This is a genomic window from Halomonas sp. KHS3, assembly GCF_000830495.1.
Taxonomy (GTDB): Bacteria; Pseudomonadota; Gammaproteobacteria; order Pseudomonadales; family Halomonadaceae; genus Vreelandella; species Vreelandella titanicae.
Genome location: NZ_JWHY01000007.1, coordinates 105836 through 121431 on the forward strand (window position 1 = coordinate 105836; position 15596 = coordinate 121431).

Here is a 15596-nt window from a genome sequence, read left to right on the forward strand (position 1 = left end):
ACTGCTTATGAAGGCGCTTGTAGTAGAAGACAACGTTAATTTAGCCAACTCTATTGCAGCCACACTTAGCGAGGCTGCCTTTAGCATTGATGTCGCCGACGATGGCAGAAAAGCACTCCATATGCTTGAACAGGGCGGATACGACCTGTTGGTGTTGGATCTTGGCCTGCCTGAATTGGATGGCATCTCCCTACTACGCACATTACGCCACCAGCAGGATACGATCCCTGTCTTGATTATTTCGGCACGCGACAGCCTGGATCAGCGCATACATGGTCTTGAAGTGGGCGCAGACGACTATCTATGCAAGCCTTTTTCGTTGGAAGAAGTTACTGCACGTGCCCGTGCGTTAGTGCGGCGTGCCAAGCACTTTGGCGGAGAAACGCTGCAGTGTGGGCGCTTAGAGTTTTTACCTGATGCCATGGAGCTTCGGCTTGATGGCAAACCCTTGCTGTTGCATCGCCGCGAGTTAGAAGTCATGGAGTACCTGCTGATAAACCAAAATCGCCTCGTTAATAAGGATCAAATTATCGACCGACTATCTACCTCCGATGAGTCGGTCAGCTACGCCGCAGTGGAAACTTACATCTCCCGGATTCGTAAAAAAATTGGCTACGATTTCGGCTTAAAAACGGTACGCGGCCTGGGCTATTACCTGGAATCTAAAGAAGTGAAAGCCCCTGATTATGAATAAACGCCAATCGATCCGCAGTCGGCTGCTTTTATGGATTGGACTGCCTTTCACCGCCCTCGCGATCTTGGCATTGATCTCTAGTCACCTGCTGCTGTCTCGCCAAATTAATGCCACCTTTGATGACCTGCTACTTAATGCAGCTCAGAGACTGGAGCGTCGAATTTACACAGCGGATGGTGAGCTACGCATCAATATGCACTATTTCAGCATCAGTACACTTGGCAGCAGAGGTGAAGGAAAAATTTTCTATCGCATTAAAGAAAATGACGGGGACATAATCGCAGGCTTTAGCGGTTTGACAGATCCACCCCAAACGTCGCATGAGCCAATTTTTTATGATGTAGATTATGCGGGCAATGCTTTAAGAGCCGTTGCGCTTACCCTTCCGTTCCGGCGCGGAGGCGAACCGGTAGACATTGAAGTCGTCGTCGCCGAATCCAAAGAAGCCCGCCACACCCTTACCAACGACTTCATGATAACGCTCACGGGATTAATGGTCGTTACAGGATTACTAGCAATTTCAATTGCACTTTTAGCCATTCACCTTGGGTTAGCACCTCTTAACGCGGTTAGCCAAGCCTTGCGACAACGTTCACCGAATGACTTGCATGCATTGGATGATGCAGCCCCAAAAGAGATCCTGCCGCTAATCCAGAGCATTAATCATTTAATGCAGCGTATGCGGCGCAGTATTGAAAGCACTCAGCAGCTCAATGCTGATGTCTCGCATCAGCTTAGAACACCGGTCTCAGAGATTCGCGCTTTAACGGAAATGTCGCTTAAAGACCCCTCGCAATCACCCGCTCATACTAGCCTGCGAGAGATTCAACGCATCGCTGAACATGCCAGTCATACCGTTAAGCAACTGCTTAAATACGCCAAGACACGCAGCGAATTAGTCGATACGTCTCATCTCGAAAGTGTCGATTTAATCGCCATTTGCCATGATGCCTGTGCCCAGACTGCCCCTAATATTTATAAACAAAGCCAAGAACTCGCCTTTGATCAACATAAAGCAATACCTAACATTTTGGGCGACCCCATTATGCTGCGCTGGTTGGTGACCAATCTCATCGAAAATGCCAGCGTGCATGCGGGTGGCAGCATGGCCTATAGAGGCGTTATAACCGTTGCACTAACGGCTGACACGCGCCAAGTAACGTTAACGGTTAGCGATGAGGGTACCGGCGTGGAGGAAGCGCAGCTTTCCAAATTGACGGAGCGCTTTTTCCGCCACAACAAACATACGCCTGGAAGCGGATTAGGGCTGGCCATTGTGGAACAAATTGCAACGACGCACTCTGCCCGACTGGCGTTAACGAATCGGCCCCAGGGCGGCTTTGAGGTCACGGTGACTTTCCCCGCTATTTAAGCGGCTGATTGACTATCCGCAGCATTAGCGGGGTCATAAAGATCAATAGCAGTAGGCGCAGTATGTGGTGAGAAACAACATAGACTGGGTCGATACCCATCACCATGGCGATCACCGCCATTTCTCCTACTCCACCAGGAATTAACGCAAGCAGGACGGCAACGAAGGCTAGTTGAGTAAAACTTGAAACCAACCATGCCATTAGCGCCGCTACCACCAACGCAAATAGGGCAAATGTAATCCCATAGCGCCCCATGCTGACTACCTGCGACCACTGAGTTCCTGAAAAACGCGAGCCTACAGAAGCCCCCAGCACCAGAAATGCTGCAAGCACTACCCCGGTCGGCAGGGAGTAATCAAATCCAAGATTAGCAATAATGGCCCCTGCGGCCATGGGCCCTAAAAACTCAGGCAGAGGAATTCTTAACAAGCGCGCTAACCACCAACACAGTGGTGCCAATAACAGAGGCAAAATATCGACTAAGGCTAGCGCTGATGGCGAACTGGCAAGCGCCACATCATCAACAAAAAAACTCGCCACGAAAGCCGCACCCGAGACCACGGTGACTAAGCGTAGTGAGTGAGAGATGGCGATCCAACGTAAATCTCCATTTGCACGTTCAGCCAGCACCAGCGCTGAATTCATACTCCCTGGGTACGAGCAAAAAATAGCATTCATCCGCCCTACTCTTGCTCGGTTAAAAATCCAGAACCCGCCGATCAACATTAGTCCCATATAAACCAGCATTGCCAGCACACTGGGGTACCACAAAACCAATCCTACGAGCTCATCTGCTTGGATTCGACTCCCGATAAATAGCCCTAGCAGTGCGATGGCGGTGCGGTGTACGCGCTTATCGACACCTGTTTTCACCCCCACCAGTGATAAGCCCATCACCATAAACAGAGAACCAAGCATCCAAGCCAAGGGCAATGAAAAAAGGGTGGCAAACCAGCCACCCACAAAACCCAAGCCAACGGTAATGACAGTTCTTTTCAACATTTCAAATTCTGAATTCAGGAATCATAGTTGAGCAGCCTCTTGACGCGCTTTAAGCCGCTTCATTAGTGGCTGGCTAAATAGTGAGATAAGCAGTAATGCAAAAATAGCCAGCGTTACTGGGCGCTCAAAAACGTACGTGATGTCGCCACCACTGATTTGGTAGGAGTGAAGTAGCGATTTTTCAGCCAGCGAGCCCAGTAGCATGCCGATCACGGCAGCGGGTACGGAGTAGCCATAGTGGCGAAATATCCAACCGATCACCGCAAACACCAGCACCGTAGCGGGCCCAGTCATATTGCCGGTTAGCCCGAATGACCCCATTACCGCCAGCACCAACACAGAAGGTATCAAGTAGCGCATGGGCACTTTGACGATATTGGCCAAGAGAGGAATAAACAGTAAGCCGATGATCACCAGTAGAAACACCTGGGCAAAGTTAGCGAAGATAATCGCGTAAACCACATCCGTTTGTTGGCGAATAAACTGCGGGCCGCCAGTGATGTTATGCATAGCAAACGCCGCTAACATTACCGCTGTAGCGCCACCGCCGGGAATCCCTAGTGCCAGCAGTGTTGCCATCGAGCCCCCTTCGGAGCTGCTGTTAGCCGCCTCAGAGGCCACGACCCCTTTCGGATTGCCTGTCCCAAATGAATCGGGATCCCGATCACGGCGCTTAGTTTCTATGTAAGAGAGCAGGTTAGACACGGAGGAGCCCACACCAGGAACCGCCCCTACCAACACCCCAATCAAACCACCCCGAATCATCACAACAGGGTAACGCATCGCCATTCTGCAGCCTTCGAAGATCTCACTCACCTTGACCTTGCGGGCATCGGCAGATTCAACGATGAAGCCTTTATTAGCTAGCTTAAATAGCTCTGAAGCAGCAAACATGCCCATCATGGCCGGAATGACGGGGACGCCGTCCAACAGGTAAGTTTGCCCCATCGTCCCGCGTGCTAAACCAATTTCGCTAAACCCAATCGTCCCCACTAACAGGCCAACAAATCCTGCAATCAAGCCTTTAAGCACCTGTTCGCCTTTTAAGCTCGCAATCAGCGTCATCCCCCAGAGAATCACTACAAACATCTCTGCTGGTCCTAATCTCAGCACCATGTAGGAAAGCGGCTGTATCATAAAGAACAGCACCACGTAGCCCATCAGCGCGCCAATCACCGAGGAGGCTAACGCGACACCTAACGCCTGGTTATGCTGCCCCTTTCGCGCCATGGGGTAACCATCAAACGCGGTAGCGATTGCCGAAGAGGTTCCCGGAATATTCATCAGAATGGCTGGGATACCGGCACCAAATGAGCCGCCAGTAAAAATAGCGGTAAGGAACAACATGGCTTGAATAAAGTCCATGTACATGGTCATTGGCAGGAAAATGGCCATAGCCATTGATATCTGCAGGCCTGGCGTTGCGCCAAAAATAAGCCCCAGCACGATACCTGGCACTACCACCAACCAAGGGCCAAAATTAGAAAAAAGCAGATCAAAACTCTGCCCTACTGCGCCAAAATCAATCATGGTATCTCCTCAGCTTGGAAGCAGCAGCAGTGTCATCGGGTACGGCAGCATCTGCGAGAAAAAGAACGCGACACTCAGCCCAAAAACGACGCTATAACCACCTACCAACAACCAATTGCGCTCCCCCTTAAGGATCAGGAAAAGCGCCAGAAACGCTACGGTGGCAATATCAAAGCCTATCGCTTCAAGCGACATTACATAGGCGGCGAAGAGGCCCACAACAGGTAATGTTTTATGCAGCGGTTCTTCTTCAGAGGAGCGAAACAGCGAGCCGTGTTTAATACGCAGGATCAACTCGAGTGCAATAATCGCTAACACGATAACGGCAAGTGGCAGTATAAGCAGCAGGTTTTGCGGTGTGGCGGATACGCGAATGGCATCTAATAAATACCATAGTGTAAAGCCAGCCAGACCCATGAGAACGATAAAGTCCCCATAGTCACGTTTACATTCAGACATGGTAAAACCCCATACTGGCCCCTCATTAATGTGAGGGGCCAGCTATCATGGAAGGATTCGTTCGGAAAAGCTGTTCGGAAAAACCTGGTCGTGAAAACTAGTTAAGCAGGTGAGCGTACTTTTCAAACACCTGATAGTTTTCGCGCATCAGCTCGTTGGAGCGCTCTGGGCCTACCCAAACGCCGCCCATTTCGTTGCGCTCAAGCTGCTCTTGAACATCCTTGCGGGCAAGCGCACTTTGAATAGCCGAGGAGATCTTCTCGAAACGCTCAGGATGCTGGCGCTCCATTTCACTGGTCACTGCAAAGCCGCGCATTGAGCCCTGAAGAACGGGCACCTCAAGATTCATCGGCGCCAGCGCTTCATTGATAGGGAGTGCATCCCACTGCTCAATGCGCTCATCACTTACGATCGCCAACGGGGTTAAGAACTCACGGATTCCCTCACTGCCCTGGGCACTAATAGAGACGAAATCCACCTGCCCACCCGCTACCGCTGAACGAGCTTCACCGCCGCTATTATAGGTCACCAAGTTGAGGTTATCTTGGGGAATACCTGCCTCATCAAGCAGCAAGCGCACCATTAAGTGACCAGCAGAACCTTGGACCACCGCACCGCGTACTTGACCCTCTTCTTCGCGGATCGCTTCAAGCAGGCTTGGCAGGTCTTCATAACCGCTGTCTTTATTTGCAGCGATTAGATCCAAATCAAACCACTGGAAGTTGATATAAGAAAAGTCGTCGACACTAAACTCTGCATCACCAGTAAGGATCGAGTTGGTTAAGTAGGGAGCAAACGTCGAGGCATAGACGGTATAACCATCATCAGGCACGTTAAGAACGTAATTAGAAGCAACCTGAGTGCCCGCACCGGGGCGATTAGTTACTTGTACCGGTACACCTAGCTCTTCGGAAATAGGCCCTGACATCATGCGGGTCATACGATCCGCACTTCCGCCGGTGCCAAAACCTACTACCATATTGAGCGGCCGAGAGGGAAAGTCGTCAGCTACAGCAGGAAGCGCCATTGATAAAGAGGCAATGGCGGCCGTTGCCCCTACCAATATCGATTTGATATTAAACGATAAGGAAGCACTGGAAGTGTTAAGCATAGCGTGGCTCTCTTTTTATAGGTTTGTTTGGTTTTCGACACAGATCTTACCTTGTGTGCTTAAGACGCTACCCCACGAAACTGTCACCAACCTTGCATAAAGTAAGAACGCAACTAAAGTCTAACCCCTGCTAACTACCTGCCGATTAAGAAACGTGATGCCTGCATCAATGGTCATGCAGCAATGATGGCTATCCCTATTGCACTGACTTCCAGGTCACCTGGGTGTTCCTTAGCGTAAGCTAAAGTATTGTCTCGGGCTGTCGATAACACTATTAGCCTGCTTTGAACCTATTTCTCTAAGCAAGCCTGTGTAGCCGCGGTCGCGCCTGCTTAAAATAGCCCTTAACACTAACGAGAGATTGCCATGACCATCTCTTTACCTACCGGGAGTGCTTCTTTAGACGCACATCCTTTACGTAGTGAGCCGTTAAATGCCGAGAAGGTAACAACTACACCGGTCACTTCTAACGCCGCCCAGGAAGAAGCCAACACCAGCATTCATTTGGATCTTTCGCCCGTGGCTAGAGGCATCGCCTCAGCTTCAGAAAAGGCTGGTAACACACAGGAAGCGAAGAACACCAAAATCGATGAAAGCAATCTCCCGCAGGAGATTAAAGAACTACTAAAGCGAATTGTTGAATATAGAGAAAAATTAAAGGAGAAACAGCAGGAACTGGAAGAGGTTATGCGCGACAAGTCCCTAAACGATGAACAACGCCAAGCAAAACTCGACGCCCTGCAACAGGAAATCAGTAGCCTCAATAATTCGCTTCAAGAGGCTATGAGCCAACTAAGCAAACTCGTCACTCAGCTGGATCTTGATGATGATGCTGTTGTCGGAATGATGTCATTGGCCATGTCTTGATGACGTATCGCCGTTAAGGATTGATCTGCCGATTAAGAAACGCAATGCCTGCATCAATGGCGCCGCCACGGAATAGAAAGCTGGCGAAGTGGCCGCGCCAGCGCTGCAGATACAGCTCGCTCTCGATGTTATTGTCCTGCAGGGCTTGATAGAAGTCCGTGGCGTGATCCACCGGCACCAGTTGATCCCACTTGCCGTGGAACAGAAAAAATGGCGGCGTCTGCGGAGTAATTTGCCGTGCGGGAGAGGCTAGGCGATACGCTTCGTTTTCTTCAGCGCGGGTACCGCCGATAAAGTCGACGACTAAGCGTCCATCGTCAAACTTAAGCAAATCACTAGGTAGTCCTCCTGCCAATACTGCAGCCAAACGGCTCTGCTCACCGCCGTAAGGTTCAGCCAGCGGCCCCTCTACTCCCGCCACTGCCAGCAAACTCACTAAATGCGCCCCCGATGAAAACCCCACCCCGACAATACGGCTCGTATCCACCTGCCACCTATCGGCATTGGCGTGAATCCAGGCCATCGCCTGTTGCAAGTCGTGCAGTTGGCTGGGGAAGCGATACTCCGGCGCAAAGCGGTGCTCAATATTAACCGCCACATAGCCTTGCCCTGCTAAGCGCTCAGCGATGCCCTGCATATCTTCCGGTGTGCGATTACGCCAGCCGCCTCCATGCACAACTAAGGCAGCAGGTCGCAACCCACCGAGCGAGTCGTCGGGTAGATAAACATCAGCTGTTAACGCCTGGGGCCACTCTTCGGGCGTATAAGTGGCAGGTGACAAGCGCGTAAAAGGCTGGGGTTCGCGCAGCGCATTGCTCTCAATCGCAGGCTCACCCTGGCTAACGTGTTGGGCAGCGCTACAAGCACTCAGCATTAAGGCAATGGCCCCCAGGCCAGTCACGCGGCGGAGAGAGGTAAACGCGCAACGCTGCTGCCATACGCGAAGTTGCTCGGTTCGCGACATGATGCTTCTCCTTGAAAAGTAGGTGACCCCTCACCTAGCGACTACGACCTGCAACAAGCCAATAAGATCATGATTGTTGCACACTATCTGCAAACGGTTTGCACGTCGCCTAGCGATACTGTCATCGTCAACTCATCAGGAGAGTACTTATGAACGTTTCAAGTGCTAGGAAAATGTCAATTCGCCAACTGTTCGCCCCCGCCCTGCTGGCTATCGCCATTGTTCCATTAGCGTTTACCGCTCAAGCAAATAGCCACGGTGACCATGAAGGGCAAGGCCCTGATCGCGAACGCATGGAAGAGCGCATGGAAGAGCGTCGCCAGGAAGTGTACGAGCGTGCAGATATCTCAGCAGAGAAACAGGCAGAGCTTAACGAAGCACACGCTGAACATCGCGAAGCCATGCAGGCACTGCGTGAAGAGCATCACGAACGGGTAGCTGAAATTCTCACAGAAGAAGAGCAGCAAGCACTGCGCAACGCCATGCAAGAAGCCCATGAAGAGTATCGTGGCAAGCACGGCAAACGTGGCCATCACGATGGTAATAGTGACGAAAACGCCGACAGCGAATAAACGCAGGCCAAGCCTCAAACCTTGATCCAACGCCCGGTTTTCCGGGCGTTTTTGTGTCTGCGCTTTCATCAGCACGCTGATAACTCCACGCTAATTCAACCCAAATAGGAAGGTTAACTTGAAGGGGGACACTTAATCGCGTATTTTATTTGAACGTTCATTCAAAATAAAAATTCATCTTTCAACAACAGGAGTCCGCCTGCATGGCGAAAGACAACCCCATCCTCCCCTCCCGCGACCGCCTCAATCCCGTGGTTTTCCACGGCAGTGTGGCGGGTATCGTTATCTTTTTAGTACTCACCATGCTGTTCACCGAGCAAGCCGGTGCTTTTTTTGATGCCGGGCTTGCCTGGGTCAGCAAAACCTTTGGCTGGTACTACATGCTGGCGATTGTTGCCTACCTGGTCTTTGTGGTTGCTATTGGCATGTCACGCTTTGGCAGTATTCGCCTAGGGCCCGATCACTCACGACCCGAGTTTTCGCTACTCTCCTGGTCAGCCATGCTGTTTGCCGCGGGTATCGGTATCGACCTGCTGTTTTTCAGCGTTGCCGAGCCAGTGGCCCACTATTTGGCACCGCCGGATTTAACCCCGGAGAGCCAAGCTGCGATGCGTAACGCCGTCGTCCAAACCTATCTGCACTGGGGGCTCTCCGGCTGGGGGCTGTACGTGTTGATGGGTATGGCGCTGGCCTACTTTAGCTACCGCCATCGCCTGCCGCTAGCGATCCGCAGCGCGCTCTACCCAATTCTAGGGAAGCGTATCCACGGCCCCATTGGCAACGCAGTGGACATTACCGCGGTTATTTCTACCGTGTTCGGCATTGCTACCAGCCTGGGTATCGGGGTGATGCAGCTCAACTACGGCCTCACCTATATGTTCGGCGTGCCGGAAACGCTCACCGTGCAGGTGATTTTGATTGTACTGGTGGTGGTATTAGCAACGATTTCTGTGGTGACCGGCGTTGAGAAAGGCATTCGCCGCCTCTCTGAGTTCAATATGCTGCTGGCATTGGCGCTGATGCTGTTTGTGCTCTTTTCAGGCGACACCCTGGTACTGCTGGATAAGGTGGTCAATAACGCCGGTGATTATCTATCCGGTTTTGTCGCTGCAAGCTTTGACACCTACGCCTTTGCCGATGAAGGCGCCCAAGAGTGGAAGATGTGGTGGACGATCTTCTTCTGGGGCTGGTGGATTGCCTGGACACCGTTTGTGGGTCTGTTCCTGGCACGTATCTCCCGCGGCCGCACCATTCGTGAATTTGTCGCAGGCGCCTTGTTTATTCCGCTGGCCTTTATGATGGTGTGGATGTCGGTATTTGGTAACAGCGGCATTGAGCTGGTGGCCAACCAGGGCGTTGTCGAACTGGGTGAACAGGCTCTTAACACCCCACAAACAACGCTCTACACGCTGCTTGAGTACTACCCCTATGTCGGCCTAACTGCGGCGGTTGTCACCGTGCTGGGTATCGTGTTCTTTATTACCTCAGCGGACTCCGGTGCACTGGTACTGGCCAACTTCACCTCTATTTTGAGCGACGTGAACCACGATGCGCCGGTGAAACTGCGTATTTTCTGGTCTGCGACGATAGGGTTGATCACCATAGCTCTGCTGATGGCCGGAGGCTTGAACGCACTACAGAGTGCCGTCGTTATAACCGCACTGCCCTTCTCAGTGGTGATTTTCGCGGTAATGGTGGGCATGTATAAAGCGCTGAAACTTGAAGGTAGCAAAGCCGATGCACGCCGCATGATTGCTGGTGGTGCCCCCGGTGGTGACTGGCGAGAGCGCCTGGATCGCGCCCTGGATACCTCTAATCGTGCGGGTGCCGCTGCGACGATCGAGCACTCCATTCGCCCAGCGATGACCCAGTTTGCTCAGGAGCTTGAAAGCCGTGGTCAAACCGCCAATGTGACCGAAGAGCATGTCGAGGGCGAGTCGCTACCGAACCTGACGCTCCAGGTCGACTTCGGTGACGCCACCAGCTTTGTCTACCAAGTGTGTCCGCACCGTATGCGCACACCAAGCTTCATCCCTGCCGATGATGACTTCTATGTACGTCTGGATGTCTACCTGGCGGAAGGTGGACAAGATAAAGACCTTAACGGTTATACCCGTGGTCAGGTGATTGGTGATTTGGTGGCTGAGTATGAGCGCCACTTACACTTCCTCACCTTGGCCGGTGAGCAGATGGGTCATGTTCAGGCAATGCCTGGCACCATCGGCGAACCGCCTGAAGACTCGCAGATATAAGTAAGCATCTGCGCTTAGCCTAAAAAAATCCCAGCCAAGCGGCTGGGATTTTTTGTGCGCGAACGACTCCGCGACTAACGACTTGTTGTGCAAATTTCACCGCAGGCGTAGCGTAATGGCTTGTTTTCCCTATTTTTAGGAGGCTGACTCTATGTCCCGTGTCCATCAATCTTCGGGATACGTTTTCCCGATGCCTGGCCGCGCGTTAGTAAACGCCTGGCGTGAAGGGTATACGCTGGCCAAATTCAAGCGGGATGTAATGGCGGGTCTGACGATTGGTGTGGTGGCGGTACCGCTCTCCATGGCGCTGGCCATCGCTACTGGCGTGCCACCTCAGCACGGGCTATACACTGCCATCGTGGCAGGCGCGGTGATCGCCTTGACCGGCGGTTCGCGGTTTAATATCTCTGGCCCTACCGCCGCCTTTGTGGTGATCCTATTCCCCATTGTGGCCAATCATGGTTTGGGCGGGCTGCTGATTGCTACCTTTATGGCAGGCGCCATTTTGGTCGCGCTGGGGCTGTCGCGGCTGGGCAGTCTGATTCAGTACGTCCCCTACCCAGTCATTCTTGGCTTCACAGCGGGCATTGGCGTCGTCATTGCGCTGCTGCAACTGCCCGATTTTCTCGGTTTGGCCGGGGTTGAGCTCGGCGATAGTACTCTGCGTAACCTCATGCTGATTGGTCGAGCACTGCCCACTCTGTCACTGGCTGAAATCAGCGTCGGGCTTGTGACCTTGGCAACGCTGTTAATCTGGCCCCGCCTGAATACGCCAGTTCCTGCCCCGCTGGTTGGCTTGGCGGTGGGTACCCTGGTTGCCGCCCTGCTGCTGGTGGGTGGTGTCGAGGTCGATACTATCGCCTCGCGCTTTAGCTGGGAGTATCAGGGCGAAAGCGGCAGTGGCATTCCTCCCTTCGCGCCTGGCTTTATCGCACCGTGGCATTTCCCTGGTGCCGATGGCACGCCGCTTGAGATCGACTTTGCGCTGATTCAGGCTCTGCTTGGCCCGGCACTGGCGATTGCACTGCTGGCGGCCATTGAGTCGCTACTGTGTGCCGTGGTAGCAGATGGCTTAACTCGCACCCGCCATGATCCTAATGCCGAGCTAATTGGCCAGGGGCTGGGCAATATGGTGGTGCCCTTCTTCGGCGGCATTACCGCCACGGCGGCCCTTGCCCGCACCGCGACCAATATCAAAAGCGGTGCCTTTTCACCTATCGCTGCGGTGGTGCACTCAGTCGTAGTGCTACTTGCCGTGGTCGTGCTCGCGGGAGTACTGGGATATGTACCCATGGCCGCTCTGGCTGCCCTGCTCTTCATCATTGCCTGGAACATGAGCGAGGCGCACCACTTTATGCATACGCTGAAAAGCGCCCCCGCCAGCGATGTTTGGGTGTTGGTGATCTGTTTCGTACTCACGGTTGTTTTCGACATGGTGGTTGCCGTGGCCGTGGGTATTGGCCTAGCCGCCGCGCTGTTTATTCGCCGAATGGCACAGCTGACTCATACCCAACGCTTGGCGGCGCCCAACACCAGCGAACACTTCCCGCCGGAAGTAGCCCTTTATAAGATAAGCGGACCGCTGTTTTTTGGCGCAGCAGAAAAGGCCATTGCCACACTCAGAGTGATTGACCACAGCGTAAAAATCGTCGTTCTGGATATGCGCGATGTACCTAGCCTGGATACCACCGCCATGGTGGCGCTGGATACGCTGCGACGCGAGCTGGGCGAGCATGGGGTGGGGGTAATATTTGTAGGGTTGTCACCGCGCATGGCGCTGAAACTCAAACGCGCGGGCATTAAGCGCGAAGCAGGTAAGTTAGCGGTTGTCAGTAACCTTGCCCACGCAGAGCGAATGGCGCGCCGTTGGTTGGGCCGACAGGGGAACGGCGGGGATTAAATCGTGCCTGAGCAGTGACACTACCGAAATTAAAAAGGGGAGTTGCCTCCCCCTGAGATACGACACTAGAACGATGTCAGCTCGCCATGTCCAACACGATACGACCTTCGATCTTGCCGTCGATCATGCGCTGGAAGACATCGTTGATATTGTCCAGCGTATCGGTTGCGACCGTGGCCTTAACCTTGCCTTCGGCAGCGAAATCCAGCGCTTCCTGCAGGTCGCTGCGCGTGCCAACGATAGAGCCACGTATGGTAATGCCATTGAGCACTGTGCTAAAAATTGGCAGCGGGAAGTCGCCGGGTGGTAGGCCATTGAGCACCAGTGTGCCGCCGCGGCGTAGCATATTCTGCGCTTGATCAAACGCCTTCGGCGACACCGCTGTCACCAAGGCACCGTGAGCGCCACCAATGGTTTTCTTCAGGTAGGCCGCTGGGTCGGTTTTCATGGCGTTAACAGTTACCGTGGCGCCTAAACGCTCAGCCAGGGCTAGCTTACCGTCATCGATATCGACAGCCGCCACGTTCAGCCCCATCGCTTTAGCGTACTGCACCGCCATATGGCCCAGGCCACCAATACCCGAAATCACCACCCACTGACCGGGGCGGGTATCGGTCATTTTCAAGCCTTTATAAACCGTTACACCGGCACACAGCACCGGGGCTATTTCGATAAAATCAACGGCATCCGGCAAGCGCCCTACATAGCCTGCATCCGCTAAGGTGTAGTCCGCGAACCCGCCGTTAACGCTGTAGCCGGTATTCTGCTGGGACTCGCACAGCGTCTCCCAACCGCCTAAACAGTGCTCGCAGTAACCACAGGCCGAGTAGAGCCAGGGTACACCAATACGATCACCCTCTTTGACATGGGTAACGCCTTCACCCACCGCCACGATATGCCCAACGCCTTCGTGCCCTGGAATAAACGGTGGCGAGGGTTTTACCGGCCAATCGCCGTGAGCAGCGTGTAAATCGGTATGGCAGACACCAGAGGCCGCCACTTTCATCAACACTTCGCCCTGCTTGGGGCGAGGTACATCAACTTCTTCTATGACCAACGGCTGGCCAAACTCACGAACGACCGCCGCGCGCATTGTGCTATCCATGATGCAACTCCTAATAGTTTTCGATACGGCAGTTTAAGCACTGCTCTTATCAGTAGAGTCAGCGTCAGGGGACTGACAATTACCGCCCGGCTGATGCCGGACGGTGTGGGTTAGCTATACATAGAAAAACGTGGCGGGTTAGAAGAAGCCCAGCGGATTGATGTCGTAGCTGACCAGCAGGTTTTTGGTTTGCTGGTAGTGCTCAAGCGCCACCTTGTGAGTTTCACGGCCAACGCCGGATTTTTTATAGCCACCGAAGGCCGCATGGGCGGGATACTGGTGGTAGCAGTTGGTCCATACACGTCCGGCTTGAATGCCTCGGCCCATGCGGAAGGCGACGTTGATATCGCGGCTCCACACGCCTGCGCCCAAACCAAACTCGGTGTCGTTGGCAATCGCCAACGCTTCTTCTTCATCCTTGAAGGTAGTGACTGCCACCACCGGGCCAAAGATTTCTTCCTGGAAGACGCGCATCTGATTGTTACCCTTCAGCAGCGTGGGCTGGATGTAGTAACCATCGTTGATGCTGTCGTCCATGGTCTCTTTATTACCGCCGGTGAGGAATTCCGCGCCTTCATCTCGGGCGATATCCATATAGGACATGATTTTATCGAACTGCTCTTGAGAGGCCTGAGCCCCCACCTGCACGTCGGTATCCAGTGGATTGCCGCGTTTGATGGTTTTGGTACGCTCGATGACCTTGGCCATGAACTCCTCGTACATGCTCTCTTGGATCAGCGCACGTGACGGGCAAGTACACACTTCACCCTGGTTAAAGAACGCCAGCACCAAGCCTTCGACTGCTTTATCAATAAAGGTCGGTTCGGCGTTCATGATGTCGGCAAAGTAGATGTTGGGGGATTTGCCGCCTAGCTCCACGGTAGAGGGAATGATGTTTTCCGCCGCGCATTTCAAGATATGCGAGCCAACAGGGGTAGAGCCGGTAAAGGCGATCTTGGCAATGCGCTTGCTGCTTGCCAACGCCTGCCCTGCCTCGGCGCCAAAGCCATTGACGATATTAAGGACGCCCGGAGGTAGCAGGTCGCCAATCAATTCGACGACTTTTAATATCGATGCTGGGGTTTGCTCGGCAGGTTTGAGCACCACGCAGTTACCCGCCGCCAGTGCAGGCGCCAGCTTCCAAACCGCCATTAGAATCGGGAAGTTCCAGGGGATAATCTGGCCCACTACGCCAAGCGGCTCGTGGAAGTGATAAGAAACCGTGTTGGCATCGATATCCGCCGCCGTGCCTTCCTGCGAGCGTATGCAGCCGGCAAAGTAGCGGAAGTGGTCAACCGCCAGCGGCAGATCGGCGTTCAGTGTTTCACGCACGGCTTTGCCGTTGTCCCAGGTTTCGGCAACGGCAAGCATTTCCAGGTTCTGTTCAATGCGGTCAGCGATTTTCAGCAGGATATTGCTGCGCTCTTGGGCGGATGTTTTCCCCCAGGCAGGTGCCGCTTTGTGGGCCGCATCCAGCGCTTTATCGATATCCTCTGCCGTTGAGCGGGGGATTTCGCAGAAGACATGGCCATTGACGGGGCTGATATTATCGAAGTATTGGCCTTTCACCGGGGCCACAAATTCACCGCCGATATAGTTGCCATAGCGTTTTTCAAATGACACCACAGAACCGGTATCACCAGGGTTGGCGTAGATCATTGTATTGCTCCTGAGTATTATGATTATTAAAGGTGCATTGACAGTGTTGTTCACTAAAGCAAATGGCGATATAGCCCGATGGCAGGATTAGCCCTCATCCCTTGGTAG

General features: G+C 53.3%; 13 protein-coding genes. 6 read left to right on the plus strand and 7 right to left on the minus strand.

Annotated elements, in window-relative coordinates; all coding sequences use genetic code 11:
• The first annotated feature begins 7 nt into the window (after nt 1-7).
• Nucleotides 8-694 carry a response regulator transcription factor gene (locus RO22_RS16435; protein ID WP_009287364.1) on the plus strand — a complete coding sequence of 229 codons (687 nt, stop codon included), beginning with the start codon at nt 8-10 and terminating at the stop codon, nt 692-694.
• A complete protein-coding gene (locus RO22_RS16440) occupies nt 687-2066 on the plus strand; it encodes a sensor histidine kinase (RefSeq protein ID WP_009287365.1) in 1380 nt (459 codons plus the stop codon). Before RO22_RS16435 ends, RO22_RS16440 begins: the two co-directional genes overlap by 8 nt.
• Here the strand turns inward: RO22_RS16440 and RO22_RS16445 are convergent.
• From RO22_RS16445 to RO22_RS16460, 4 genes are all read right to left on the minus strand, one after another.
• Nucleotides 2059-3069: an AbrB family transcriptional regulator gene (locus tag RO22_RS16445; RefSeq protein WP_041158846.1), complete on the minus strand. Its 1011-nt coding sequence runs from the start codon at nt 3067-3069 to the stop codon at nt 2059-2061. The genes RO22_RS16440 and RO22_RS16445 overlap by 8 nt on opposite strands.
• A gap of 21 nt (nt 3070-3090) precedes the next feature.
• Complete coding sequence (locus tag RO22_RS16450) at nt 3091-4599, minus strand: tripartite tricarboxylate transporter permease (protein WP_041158847.1); 1509 nt, start codon at nt 4597-4599, stop codon at nt 3091-3093.
• A gap of 9 nt (nt 4600-4608) precedes the next feature.
• Nucleotides 4609-5058 (minus strand): tripartite tricarboxylate transporter TctB family protein, encoded by a 450-nt coding sequence (locus tag RO22_RS16455; protein ID WP_027958069.1) that lies wholly within the window; start codon nt 5056-5058, stop codon nt 4609-4611.
• A gap of 97 nt (nt 5059-5155) precedes the next feature.
• Entirely contained in the window at nt 5156-6169 is a 1014-nt protein-coding gene (locus tag RO22_RS16460; RefSeq protein WP_009287368.1) for a Bug family tripartite tricarboxylate transporter substrate binding protein, read from the minus strand.
• A gap of 366 nt (nt 6170-6535) precedes the next feature.
• Between RO22_RS16460 and RO22_RS16465 the strand changes: the two genes are divergently transcribed.
• Nucleotides 6536-7036, plus strand: coding sequence for a hypothetical protein (locus tag RO22_RS16465; RefSeq protein ID WP_041158848.1), 501 nt, complete (start codon nt 6536-6538; stop codon nt 7034-7036).
• 13 nt (nt 7037-7049) lie between these two features.
• Here RO22_RS16465 and RO22_RS16470 read toward each other — a convergent pair whose 3' ends face one another.
• Entirely contained in the window at nt 7050-8000 is a 951-nt protein-coding gene (locus RO22_RS16470) for an alpha/beta hydrolase (RefSeq protein ID WP_041158849.1), read from the minus strand.
• Between the two features lie 149 nt (nt 8001-8149).
• Here RO22_RS16470 and RO22_RS16475 point away from each other — a divergent pair, with 149 nt between their 5' ends.
• The 3 genes from RO22_RS16475 to dauA all read left to right on the plus strand — a co-directional run bounded on the left by RO22_RS16475 (nt 8150) and on the right by dauA (nt 12724).
• Nucleotides 8150-8572 (plus strand): hypothetical protein, encoded by a 423-nt coding sequence (locus RO22_RS16475; RefSeq protein ID WP_041158850.1) that lies wholly within the window; start codon nt 8150-8152, stop codon nt 8570-8572.
• Nucleotides 8573-8775: 203 nt separating this feature from the next.
• Nucleotides 8776-10824, plus strand: a complete 2049-nt coding sequence (gene betT / locus RO22_RS16480) for a choline BCCT transporter BetT (protein ID WP_009287370.1) — start codon at nt 8776-8778, stop codon at nt 10822-10824.
• A gap of 151 nt (nt 10825-10975) precedes the next feature.
• A complete protein-coding gene (gene dauA / locus RO22_RS16485; RefSeq protein ID WP_041158851.1) occupies nt 10976-12724 on the plus strand; it encodes a C4-dicarboxylic acid transporter DauA in 1749 nt (582 codons plus the stop codon).
• A gap of 76 nt (nt 12725-12800) precedes the next feature.
• Here dauA and adhP read toward each other — a convergent pair whose 3' ends face one another.
• Both adhP and RO22_RS16495 read right to left on the minus strand, forming a co-directional pair.
• Nucleotides 12801-13829, minus strand: a complete 1029-nt coding sequence (gene adhP, locus RO22_RS16490) for an alcohol dehydrogenase AdhP (protein ID WP_041158852.1) — start codon at nt 13827-13829, stop codon at nt 12801-12803.
• A gap of 138 nt (nt 13830-13967) precedes the next feature.
• A complete protein-coding gene (locus RO22_RS16495) occupies nt 13968-15488 on the minus strand; it encodes an aldehyde dehydrogenase family protein (RefSeq protein WP_027958074.1) in 1521 nt (506 codons plus the stop codon).
• Nucleotides 15489-15596 lie beyond the last annotated feature (108 nt).

What these genes read in the sequence shown, in the direction of transcription:
- RO22_RS16450 (WP_041158847.1), bottom strand. Translation starts at nt 4,599, where the DNA reads ATGATTGATTTTGGCGCAGTAGGGCAGAGTTTTGATCTGCTTTTTTCT.
- RO22_RS16495 (WP_027958074.1), bottom strand. Translation starts at nt 15,488, where the DNA reads ATGATCTACGCCAACCCTGGTGATACCGGTTCTGTGGTGTCATTTGAA.
- RO22_RS16465 (WP_041158848.1), top strand. Translation starts at nt 6,536, where the DNA reads ATGACCATCTCTTTACCTACCGGGAGTGCTTCTTTAGACGCACATCCT.
- dauA (WP_041158851.1), top strand. Translation starts at nt 10,976, where the DNA reads ATGTCCCGTGTCCATCAATCTTCGGGATACGTTTTCCCGATGCCTGGC.
- betT (WP_009287370.1), top strand. Translation starts at nt 8,776, where the DNA reads ATGGCGAAAGACAACCCCATCCTCCCCTCCCGCGACCGCCTCAATCCC.
- RO22_RS16435 (WP_009287364.1), top strand. Translation starts at nt 8, where the DNA reads ATGAAGGCGCTTGTAGTAGAAGACAACGTTAATTTAGCCAACTCTATT.
- RO22_RS16445 (WP_041158846.1), bottom strand. Translation starts at nt 3,069, where the DNA reads ATGTTGAAAAGAACTGTCATTACCGTTGGCTTGGGTTTTGTGGGTGGC.
- RO22_RS16460 (WP_009287368.1), bottom strand. Translation starts at nt 6,169, where the DNA reads ATGCTTAACACTTCCAGTGCTTCCTTATCGTTTAATATCAAATCGATA.
- adhP (WP_041158852.1), bottom strand. Translation starts at nt 13,829, where the DNA reads ATGGATAGCACAATGCGCGCGGCGGTCGTTCGTGAGTTTGGCCAGCCG.
- RO22_RS16455 (WP_027958069.1), bottom strand. Translation starts at nt 5,058, where the DNA reads ATGTCTGAATGTAAACGTGACTATGGGGACTTTATCGTTCTCATGGGT.
- RO22_RS16440 (WP_009287365.1), top strand. Translation starts at nt 687, where the DNA reads ATGAATAAACGCCAATCGATCCGCAGTCGGCTGCTTTTATGGATTGGA.
- RO22_RS16470 (WP_041158849.1), bottom strand. Translation starts at nt 8,000, where the DNA reads ATGTCGCGAACCGAGCAACTTCGCGTATGGCAGCAGCGTTGCGCGTTT.
- RO22_RS16475 (WP_041158850.1), top strand. Translation starts at nt 8,150, where the DNA reads ATGAACGTTTCAAGTGCTAGGAAAATGTCAATTCGCCAACTGTTCGCC.